The sequence below is a fragment of the Brevibacterium rongguiense genome, from assembly GCF_009857845.1.
Classification (GTDB): Bacteria; Actinomycetota; Actinomycetes; order Actinomycetales; family Brevibacteriaceae; genus Brevibacterium; species Brevibacterium rongguiense.
The window spans coordinates 1-10,507 of the sequence record NZ_WWEQ01000003.1 but is presented as its reverse complement, the minus strand read 5'-3'; the positions used below and the strand labels follow the sequence as shown (position 1 = coordinate 10,507).

At 70.5% G+C, this 10,507-nt stretch carries 8 protein-coding genes; 1 reads left to right on the top strand and 7 read right to left on the bottom strand.

What is annotated here, in order from left to right:
- Positions 1–111 precede the first annotated feature (111 nt).
- The 6 genes from thyX to GSY69_RS00995 all read right to left on the bottom strand — a co-directional run bounded on the left by thyX (position 112) and on the right by GSY69_RS00995 (position 8,567).
- Complete coding sequence (gene thyX / locus GSY69_RS01020; protein WP_160952063.1) at positions 112–897, bottom strand: FAD-dependent thymidylate synthase; 786 nt, start codon at positions 895–897, stop codon at positions 112–114.
- A 175-nt stretch (positions 898–1,072) separates the two neighbouring features.
- Positions 1,073–2,179 (bottom strand): lipoate--protein ligase family protein, encoded by a 1,107-nt coding sequence (locus GSY69_RS01015; protein WP_160952062.1) that lies wholly within the window; start codon positions 2,177–2,179, stop codon positions 1,073–1,075.
- A 62-nt stretch (positions 2,180–2,241) separates the two neighbouring features.
- A complete protein-coding gene (locus GSY69_RS01010; protein WP_160952061.1) occupies positions 2,242–4,404 on the bottom strand; it encodes a prolyl oligopeptidase family serine peptidase in 2,163 nt (720 codons plus the stop codon).
- Between the two features lie 53 nt (positions 4,405–4,457).
- Entirely contained in the window at positions 4,458–5,882 is a 1,425-nt protein-coding gene (locus GSY69_RS01005) for an MFS transporter (protein WP_160952060.1), read from the bottom strand.
- 321 nt (positions 5,883–6,203) lie between these two features.
- Positions 6,204–7,295, bottom strand: a complete 1,092-nt coding sequence (locus tag GSY69_RS01000) for a branched-chain amino acid aminotransferase (RefSeq protein ID WP_160952059.1) — start codon at positions 7,293–7,295, stop codon at positions 6,204–6,206.
- Positions 7,296–7,526: 231 nt separating this feature from the next.
- The gene (locus tag GSY69_RS00995; RefSeq protein WP_160952058.1) at positions 7,527–8,567 is read right to left on the bottom strand and encodes a 3-isopropylmalate dehydrogenase; all 1,041 of its coding nucleotides are present in this window, start codon (positions 8,565–8,567) and stop codon (positions 7,527–7,529) included.
- 315 nt (positions 8,568–8,882) lie between these two features.
- Here GSY69_RS00995 and GSY69_RS00990 point away from each other — a divergent pair, with 315 nt between their 5' ends.
- Entirely contained in the window at positions 8,883–9,731 is an 849-nt protein-coding gene (locus tag GSY69_RS00990) for an HpcH/HpaI aldolase/citrate lyase family protein (RefSeq protein ID WP_160952057.1), read from the top strand.
- A 267-nt stretch (positions 9,732–9,998) separates the two neighbouring features.
- Here GSY69_RS00990 and GSY69_RS00985 read toward each other — a convergent pair.
- The coding region (locus GSY69_RS00985; RefSeq protein WP_160952056.1) for an IS30 family transposase at positions 9,999–10,507 on the bottom strand (509 nt) is incomplete at its 5' end.

Genomic DNA, 10,507 nt, shown 5'->3' with positions numbered 1-10,507 from the left:
CGCTGCTCCGCACCGCAAGACGGGCGCGGTTCGGAACGGCCTGCGCGGGGCGCGCAGATCACGGCGAGCGCAGGCGTTTGCGCTGTTCACCGCGCCCGTCGACGCGGCGGCTCAGGCCTTGCGCGTGCCCGGGGTCCAGGTGCCGTCGGCCACCTCGTAGTCGGCGAAGATCGCGGGAGCCTCGGCGCGCATGATCTCGCCCACGCGGTTGAAGACGAGGCGGATCTCCTCCTCGGCTCCCGGGGCGGTGCGCATCTCGATGACGTGGCGCAGCGTGCGCAGGTTGGCGGTGTAGACGATGCCCGTGGCCAGGCCCTCGGGCGCGAAGCGGCGCATGAACGACGTCATGTGCTTCTTGTGGGAGAAGTTCGTGCCCTCCTCGTCGAGCCCGAAGTGCTGAGCCATCCACGCCTGGTGCTGCTCCATCTGGTCGAGCAGGGCCAGGCTGCGCTCCATGAGCTCGGGATCTTCGCGCGCCCAGTCGGGGAACCAGAACGGGATGTCCTCGAGGCGCACGTAGCGCAGGGATTCCTGCGAGTAGGCGCTGCCGGCGCGGTGGCGGATGAGCTCGTGGGTGAAGACGCGGGAGACGTTGTGGAGCACGAACGTGAAGTTCGCGTGCTCGAGCACGGAGCCGTGCTGGGAGCCGATCACGTTTCCCAGGTACTGCGCGGAGTCGGTGCGCACCCGCGAGACATTCGGGTTGAGACCGGGCTCCCACGACCGGTAGCACATGCGCCCGGCGAACTCGAGCAGGTCCTCACCGTCGGGGCTGTCCTGGCCCTCGACGCGCTCACCCCACGCCTGGCCGCCCACCTGGTCGAGGTAGGCGTTGATCGACTCCCAGTCGATCTGCGGGCGGGCGATGAGTTCGACCTCGGGCGTCACGTCGCGCACGCGGGGCTCCTTCTGCTGGTTCTGCGGCTGGGTCCGGCGCCGCAGGCGGCACCATGGGTCAGTCTAGTGTCCGGGTGCTTCACCCGGCCCGCGGCCGCCGAGGCGCGGGCGGGCGGGCTGCGCACGCGCAGGCCCGTGCCTGGTCAGGCAGCGTGCTCCCGCCTGCGGCGCCGTTTCACGGCACGCGATGCGTCCACGCCTCGGTGCCGAACTTCTCCGCCACGAGCCGCTCGGCCCGCGCCTCCTCCTCTGCGCTGACGGCCCCGTCGGCAGCGCCCGTGAGGGCTCCGAAGTGCTCGCGCATCCGCTCGATGATCGCCTCGCGCGGCACACCGGTCTGGCGCCGCAGGGGGTCCACTCGCTTGTTGGCCGAGCGGATGCCCTTGTCGGAGATCTTCGCCTGTCCGATCCGCAGCACCTCGACCATCCTGTCCGCGTCGATGTCGTAGCTCATGGTGTCGTGGTGGAGCACCGCACCGTGCGTGCGCTTCTGCGCGGCCCCGCCGATCTTGCCCTGGTCGGAGGTGATGTCGTTGATGGGCTTGTAGAACGCATTGACGCCCAACGACCGGAGGGCGGAGAGCACCCACCGGTCGAGGTGCTCGTAGGACTCCTCGTAGTCGAGTCCGGCGACGAGGGAGGCCGGGCCGTAGAGGGCGAATGTCACGCAGTTGCCGCCCTCCATGAACATCGCACCGCCGCCCGTGATGCGCCGGACCACCTGGACGTCGTACTTCTCCACGCCCTCGGGTCGGATCTCATTGGCGTAGGACTGGAACGCGCCGATCACGGTCGCCCGGTCGTCCCACTCCCAGAACCGGACGGTCGGACCCCGGCGCCCCGCCTCGACCTCTTCGAGGAGGACCTGATCGAGTGCCACATTCATCTGCGTGGGGCGCACGACGTCGTGGATGAACGTCCACTCGTGGTCGTAGAACTCCGTGGCGCCGGCGACCCCGCGCGCCACGGCGTAGGCGATGTCGGCCGGGGAGAAGCCGTGCAGCTGCGCCTCGGCCATGCCGGCCTCCTGGGCGGCCAGGACGAGAGCGCTCTCCAGCCGCTCCGCGAGCTCCGCCTTCGAGGCGCGCACGGGGACCCCGACGAGGGCGGGGGCGAGCGCCCCGTAGGCCTCCTCGGGTTCTAAGAAGAAGTCCCCGGAGATCGTCAGCGCACTGATCGCGCCGTCCTCCACGGCGCCGTCGACGACGACGAGCTTGCCGCCGGGCACCTTGCGCTCGGCGTGGAAGGTCCTGGCCTGTGCGGATTCCTCGGCGTGTGTCATAAGGCCACCCTATTGCGCCGCGCACCCCGTGTCGCGGTGCGGTTCGATGTGGGCCGCGCGGCCTACTCCCCCGTCAGCTCCTTCCACAGGAACCGGGCGGACAGCGCGTGGGTGCGCGCCGCCTGCCGGTTGTCGGCGGCCGCGGAGTGCCCACCCTCGGTGTCCTCGTAGAACCAGACATCGGGGATGCCCGCATCCTGCATCTTCGCCGCCATCTTGCGGGCCTGCACGGGGCCCACCCTGTCATCAGACGTCGCAGTCCAGAACAGCACCGGCGGATAGTCCGCGCGCCGGCGGTCGTCGAACAGGTGGTACGGCGAGAACGTGCGGATGAAGTCCCACTGCGCAGGCTCGCGCGGGTCCCCGTACTCGGCGATCCACGAGGTGCCTGCGCTCAGGTGGACGTAGCGGTCCATGTCGAGCAGCGGGACGCCGCACGAGATCGCGCCGAAGAGCTCGGGGAACTGGGTGAGCATATTGCCCACGAGCAGGCCGCCGTTCGACCCGCCGGAGCAGGAGAGCGCCTGCGGGGTCGTCACCCCGCGCTGGACGAGGTCGCCCGCGACGGCGGCGAAGTCCTCGTATGCGCGCTGGCGGTTCTCCCGCAGCGCCGCCGCATGCCACTGCGGACCGTATTCGCCGCCGCCGCGGATATTGGCGACGACGAAGACGCCCCGCCGGCCGGGCGCGGGACCGGACGGTCCGCGCCCATCCGGGGCGCCTGACGTTCGGCGGCTCAGCCATCCGATGCCGGTGACCGGCGCATAGCCGGGCAGGCGGCTGATCTCGAAGCCGCCGTAGCCGTCCAGGCGAACGGGGTTTCCGCCGTCGAGGGGCAAGCCCGCCTCGGAGATCTGGAAGTAGGGCACCCGCGTGCCGTCCGCGCTCGTCGCGAAGTGCTGGCCGACTTCCAGGCCATCGGCGTCGAAGAGCGCCGGAAGGCTCTTGACGGTCTCCGGCGCGTCTTCGGAGGCCAGACTGCCGCGCTTGAGCGCGGTGGGTTCGAGGAAGCCGGTCTCGATGAGCCAGTAGTCATCGGCGGTCTCCTCATCGTCGGGATCGACCGCGCCCAGGCTCACCGTCTGATTCTGCGTGGGGGCGGGCAGCTCGCGGGCGGTGAAATCGGCGCGCAGGTCGAGGACCCGGTTGACGCACTGGACGTCGCGCAGCAGGGAGAGGACCAGGAAGTTCCGGGTGATGGTCCAGCCCTGGAGCGAGGTCGCGGCGTCCGGTGCGAAGACGATGCGCGGGGCCGCGGTGCCCGCCGCGAACTCGGCGAGGCGGGCGACCGCGAGTGCCCCGGCCGGAACCGTGAACCCCGTACCCTCCCAGTCCGTCCGCGGGCGGAAGAGGATGAGCTCCCGGTCGATGTCGACGCTGATATCGGTGGGGATGTCGATCGTCGTCCAATCCGCCGCCGCGAGTGCTGCGGCGCGGTCGTCCTCGGGCAGCGGGGCGAAGCGCAGGCGCTGGTTGTGGAAGTCGATGACGTCGCCGAGCACGGCGCGCTCGAATCCCGGGGTGTGGTCGACGGCGCCGAAAGCGGTGAGGTGGTCGGCGGGCACGGACATGATCTCCGCCGCGGCGTCGAGCGCCTGGCCGCGCCGCAGCAGGCGCACGCTGGCGGGGTACGACGATGTCGTCATGGTGCCGGGGCCGAAGTCCGTGGCCACGAGGATCGCGTCGGCATCGACCCAGGAGGCACTGGTCTTCGCGGCAGGAACGTCGAACCCCCGAGGGGCGGGGACGAACTCGCGCGCCCCCAGGTCGAATTCGCGCACGGTGACGGCGTCCCCGCCGTCCGGGCTCAGGCTGATGAGCGCGCGGTCGTAGTCGGGCCGGCGCAGCTGTGCGCCGTGGAAGACCCATTCGGTGCCGTCCGCGGCTGCCAGCGCATCCACATCCAGCAGCACGTCCCACTCCGGGGCGGCGCTGCGATAGGAGTCCCAGGTGGTGCGCCGCCACAGGCCCTTGGGGTGCTCGGCATCGCGCCAGAAGTTGTAGTAGTGGTCCCCGCGCTTCGTGGCGAACGGGATCTTGTCGTCCGAGTCGAGCGCGGCGCGCATCTCCTCCGCGCTGGCCTCGAAGTCCGCATCGAAGAACGCCTCGCGCGTGCGCGCGTTCTGCTCGGCGACCCAGGCGAGCGCCCGCTCGCCCTCGATCTCCTCGAGCCACAGGTAGGGATCGGTGCTGGCACGTGCCTCATCGGCGCTGGCTTCGCTCATGCCCTCACCCTAGGCGACGGGCCTGACACGGGCCCGGCACAGGTCCGGGCCGCTCAGGCGAGCTCCTCGCCGCGGGTTTCGCGGGTGCACAGCGCCATCGCGGCCACCGCCACGACGACCAGGCCGCCCAGCAGCGCGAACGTCATGGGCAGGCCGAGCAGCGGCCACAGCAGGGAGCCGAACACCAGCGGGGCAAGGCCCGTGGCCACGCGCGAGGCGGCGGACGCCCAGCCGAATCCGGATCCGCGCAGCCGCGTGGGGTAGAGCTCGGAGACGTAGGTGTAGAGCGCGGGGATGGCGACCTGGATGAAGAAGCCGAATGCCAGGATGGCCGCCTTGGCACCCATGCTCAGCGATGCGGTGCCGGGGGCCGGGACGTGACCGGCCGAGCCTGCCCCGAGCTCGAGTGAGAACCAGACGAGGCACACGGAGGCGGCCACAGCGGAGCCGCCGAGTACCCACTTGCGCCCCACGGCCTCGACGAGCAGGGCCGCGGCGACGACGCCCAGGATGCCGATCGCCGTCATCGCACCGGTCACCAGGAAGGCGGCCTGGTCGGCCAGGCCCGCGGCGCGCAGGATCTTCGGCAGCCATGTCAGTGCCGCGTAGTACACCAGGAGGACCGCGACGAAGAGCAGCCACGAGGTCGAGGTGATGATCGGGCTGTGGCGCCAGAGTTCGACGACCTGCCCCGTGCCGGCGCGCAGCCGCTCGCGCAGTCCGGCGGCGTGGGGCATCGGCTCGACGCCCTCGTGGGTCCACTCCCGCGCCTGGGCGCCCGTGCGGGCCACCAGACGGGAGATCACGGCGTCGGCCTCGGCGGTGCGGCCGGCGGAGAGGAGGTACATGGGCGATTCGGGGATGAGGGCGCGCACGGCCACGGTCAGCAGGGCGGGCAGCACCATGACGAGCATGAGGAGGTGCCAGCTGCCGATGCTGAGCAGCCAGGCGGAGGTCAGCGCGCACAGGGTGGCGCCCACGGGCCACCAGCCGTCCATAGCGGTGAGCACGCGGCCCCGGTGCCGCGCAGGGGTGAACTCGCCCACCAGCGCGTAGTCCACCGGGATGCAGCCGCCCAGGCCGAAGCCCGCGAGGAAGCGGAAGGCGCAGAACAGCCAGATGTTCGGGGCGAGCGCGCCGGCCACCGTGAACACGGAGAACACGAGGAGGGTGAGGGTGAAGGCGCGCTTGCGGCCGATCCGGTCCGCGATGCCGCCCCAGACGAACGCTCCCACGGCCATGCCGATGAGGTTGGCGGTGGCGATCCAGGCCGCCTGGCCCACGCTCAGGCCCCATTCCCTGCTCAGGAGGGGGATGAGGAACCCGTTGAGGGCGACGTCCCAGGCGTCGAACATGAAGCCCAGGCCGCCGATCACGAAGATCGCGCCCTGCGTGTGCCACTTCCAGGGCAGCGCGGAGACGACATCGCGGGCGGTGGGCAGCGCACCGGGCGCGGCGCTGGGCGGGGCAGGTCGCATGGGGCCGCCTTCGGGTCAGGCGCGGACAGGGCGGGAACAGACGCGGAATCGTCGGGAGGGGGGCGCAGCGGAGCAGGCGCGAGCGGGTGGGGGCAGGCGCCGACAGGATCGTGGGATCGGGCGCCGGCCCGCTCCCCTCACCGCACCCCAGCTCACCGCACCCCAGCACCCGAGGCGCGGGCCGGCTGAATCGCGAGCCGGCGCCTCGGGTGCAGGACTGTGGGCCTGTGCGGGCTGAGCGGGTGTGCGGGCTTGCCAGCGGGTGCGCGGGCATGCCGCAGCGGGTGGGCAGGCGCGGTGAGCGCCGCTCAGCCGAGCGGCTCAGGCGAGCTGGACCATCCAGCCGTCGGGCGCCTCGGCGCGGCCGTACTGGATGTCGAGCAGCGCGCGGCGCAGCTTCATCGTGACCTCGCCGGGCTCATCGCCCTGCGCGATCTCGAAGTCCTCGGCGAGCACGCCGCCGATCGGGGTGATGGCCGCGGCGGTGCCGCAGGCGAAGGCCTCCGTGATGGTGCCGTTGGCCGCGCCCTCGCGCCACTCGTCGATCGTGATGGGCCGCTCCTCGGGCGTGAGGCCCAACGAGGGGGCCATGTCCAGGATGGAGCGGCGGGTGACGCCGTCGAGGATCGTGTTCGACACCGGGGGCGTGAGGAGCGCGCCTTCGCTGGTGACGAGCATGATGTTCATCCCGCCGAGCTCTTCGAGGTAGGTGTTGTGCTCCGCATCGGTGAAGAGCACCTGCTGGCACCCCTTCTGCGCGGCCTCGACCATCGCCTCGGTCGACGCGGCGTAGTTGCCGCCGCACTTCGCGAAGCCGGTGCCGCCCTTGCCCGCGCGCTTGAGGTTCTGCGACAGCCACAGCTTCACCGGCTTCACGCCGCCGGCGAAGTACGCCCCGGCGGGCGACGCGATGACGTAGTAGTCCGCCTGCTGCGTGGGCCGCAGCCCCAGGAACCGCTCCGCGGAGAACATGAAGGGGCGCAGGTAGAGGCTGACCTCGTCCGTGTCGCTCTGGGGTGTGGGCACCCAGTCGGCGTCGAGCGCGACGAGCTCGCGCAGGGAGTCCACGAAGTCGTCCTTCCCCAGCGCCGGCAGTGCCAGGCGGTGGGCGGACTTGCGCAGGCGCTCGGCGTTCTTCTCCGGCCGGAAGGTCCACACGGTGCCGTCGGCGTGGCGGTAGGCCTTGAGCCCCTCGAAGACCTCCTGTGCGTAGTGGAGCACCGCGGCAGCGGGGTCGAGCACGAGCTGCCCGTAGGGCCTGACCTCGCGGCCGTGCCAGCCCTGTTCGTCCGTGTAGCTGATGTGGGCCATGTGGTCCGTGAACTGGGTGCCGAACGCCGGCGTCTCGAGGATCTTCTCGCGCAGCGGTGCGGCGAGGGGCTGGGGGTTCTTGAGGACTTCGAATGCGGGCATGGAAAACCATCTCTTCTTGCGAATCGTGTGAGCAGCGCCACGCAGCAGTCTAGTGCCGGCCGCGGGCTGCGGGGCAGGCGGGGCGCGCGCGGCAGCGCCCGTCCCGGCGGGGCCGGACGCGTGGCCGCGCCCCCAGCATCCTCAACGGACGCGTGGCCTGTTCTGGGGGTGTCGGCGGGCCGGCCGGCCCCGGAGCCTCACAGGAACCGGCTGGCCGGCCCTTCGGGAGCGTCAGCCGATGCGCGCGGCGATCGCGTCGCCCACCTCGGACGTCGAGCGCTTGGCGCTGCCCCGCTCGGCCAGATCGGCCTCGACTGCGGCGGTGATCGACTTCGCGGCGACGTCGAGGCCCAGCTGCTCGGCCATGAGGGCACCGGACAGGATGGCCGCGGTGGGGTCCGCGATGCCCTGCCCCGCGATGTCCGGGGCGGAACCGTGAATGGGCTCGAAGAGGCTGGGGCCCGTGCCGTTGACGTTGAGGTTGCCCGACGCGGCCAGGCCGATCCCACCCGTGACGGCGGCCGCGAGGTCCGTGAGGATGTCGCCGAACAGGTTGTCCGTTACGATGACGTCGTAGCGCGCCGGATCGGTGACGAGGTAGATCGTCGAGGCGTCCGCGTGCTCGTAGTTGACCGCGACCTCCGGGTAGTCCTGGGCCACGTGCTCGACCACGCGGCGCCACAGGTGGCCGGCGTGGGCCATGACGTTCGTCTTGTGGACGTAGGTGAGCTTCTGCCGGCGCGCCCGGGCCTGCTCGAACGCGAAGCGGACCGTGCGCTCCACCCCGAACCACGTGTTGACGGAGACCTCGTTGGCCACCTCCTGGGGGGTGTTGGTGCGCAGGCTGCCCCCCTGGCCGGTGTAGGGCCCCTCGGTGCCCTCGCGGATGACGACGAAGTCGATGTCACCGGGGTCCTTCAGCGGCGAGACGGTGCCGGGGTAGGACTTCGAGGGCCGCATGTTGACGGCGTGGTCGAGGCCGAAGCGCATCTTGAGGATGATCCCGCGCTCGAGCACGCCCGACGGCGTCGTGGGGTCCCCGCACGCGCCGAAGTAGATCGCGTCGAAGCCCCGCAGCTCCTCGAGCTCGGCATCGGTGAGGGTCTCGCCCGTTTCGTGCCAGCGCTTGGCCGAGGCCTCGAAGTGCTTGGTCTCGAGCTCCGCGGCGGCACCGCTGGCCTCGATGGCTCGGTTGAGGACCTTGAGCCCCTCGGGGATGACCTCGACTCCGATGCCGTCGCCGGGCATGACTGCGATCTTGTATGCGCTCATGCGGCGAGCCTACGGCCCAGTCTCATGATGCGGTAGCCCGTCTCAGGATGCGAAGCGTCGGCCGGTGCGTCGGGCGGTTCATCGGCCTCGGGCACGACTCACCCCGGGCTCTGATGCTTCCACGAGCTTCCACGCGGTGATTTCCTCTGTGCGCATCCCTTCACGCCTCGCCTGGTGCGCGGGCCAGCGCAGGCCCCGCCTGCCGGCGGTCCGGCGGACCCGCCTGCCGCGGGTCGGCACCCGGGCAGGTCCGGGTAATGAGACGCACATCGCGACAGCCTCCCCTGCCGCGGCCCGATTCCCTAGAATCGGCCCATGCCGAATTCCATTCGCAACGAACGCGCCGCCAGCCTCCCCGCCAAGCTCTCGCGCAGCTGGCTGCTCACCAGCGCCGCCAAGCCGGAGCTGTTCGCCGACGCGCAGAAGAGCGAGGCGGACTCGGTCATCTTCGATATGGAGGCCGCCGTCCCCGAGGCACAGAAGTCCGAGGCCCGCGACAATGTCGGCGCGGCGCTGTCGGACGGAATGGTCGGCTGGGTGCGCATCAACGGCAGCACCACCGAGGAGTGGGAGGACGACCTCGAGGCGATGCACGGCCTGCCGGGGCTGCGCGGCATCATGCTGCCCAACACGGAGCAGCCGGAGCAGGTCACGCTCACCGCGATGCGCCTGGGCGCGGGCGTCCCGGTGCTCGCCCTCATCGAAACGGCCCTGGGCATCGAGGCCGCGACGAAGATCGCCTCGGCGCCGGGGACCTTCCGGCTGGCGCTGGGCACGAACGACTTCCGCAAGGACACCGGTGTCGGCGACGACCCCATCGCGCTCGCCTACGCCCGGTCCCGCCTCGTCATCGCCACGAGGGTGGGCGGCCTGCCCGGCGCGATCGATGGGCCGTCGGCCGCCGGAGCCGGCCGCCACACCGTGCACGAGGACTGCGCGTGGACCCTGAAGATGGGCATGACCGGCAAGCTCGTGCTCAATCCGTCGCAGGCGGCGATCGTGAATGACTCGCTCTCGCCCAGCGAGGACGACCAGACGTGGGCCCGCGACATGCTCGAACACCAGGACGACGCGGAGATCGTCGACGGTTCGTACCTGCCACGCCTGGCCCGCGCGAAGAAGATCGCGGCACTCGCGGACTCCTACGGACTCTGGAAGCGGTAGACACGAGCTGAATTGTTGCTCTTAGAATTCCCCTATGGCCTCCATAGAACAATGGGAATATGCGGCAGTTCCGACCATCATCAGCGGCTGGAGGAACGACACCGAGCAGTTCGAAGAATTCATGCAGCAAATCAACCTGATGGGCATGAACGGCTGGGAGATGACTACTGAGTCGGTAATTCATACAAAAGGCTACAGTGGATCGGAATACCCAATGTTGTTTTTCAAACGGCGACTTCCCGCCGAACCAAACGAGGACGGGCGATGTCAAGGCGTCGAAGCAACATGGCGCTCGCCGGCGAGCAGTCGAGCGAATGCCTCGGTGGGCGTGAGATAGCCCAGTCGGCGGCGGGGTCGATTGTTGATCTCCTCGGCGATGGTGGTGAGGTAGGGCTGGTGATCGGGGATCACCGTGCCCTTGGGCAGATACTCCCGGTAGAGCCGGTTCGTGTTCTCGTTGCTGGGCCTCTGCCAGGGCGAGTGGGGATCGGCGAAGTAGACCGGCATCGCCGTGGCCAGGGAGACCTTCGCGTGCTGGGCCATCTCGCTGCCCTGGTCCCACGCCAACGATGCCTTCATCATCTCGGGCAGGTCGTTGAAAAACTCGATGACCGCGTCAGCGGTTGGCTCGGCGTGTTTCGAGGGCAGGGCCAGCAGCCCGGTGAACCCGCTCATCCGCTCCACCAGCGTCGCCGCGCACGAGGTGCCGTTCTTCCCGATGATCAGGTCACCCTCCCAGTGCCCCGGCACCCGACGCTGGGCGGCGTCCTCACCTC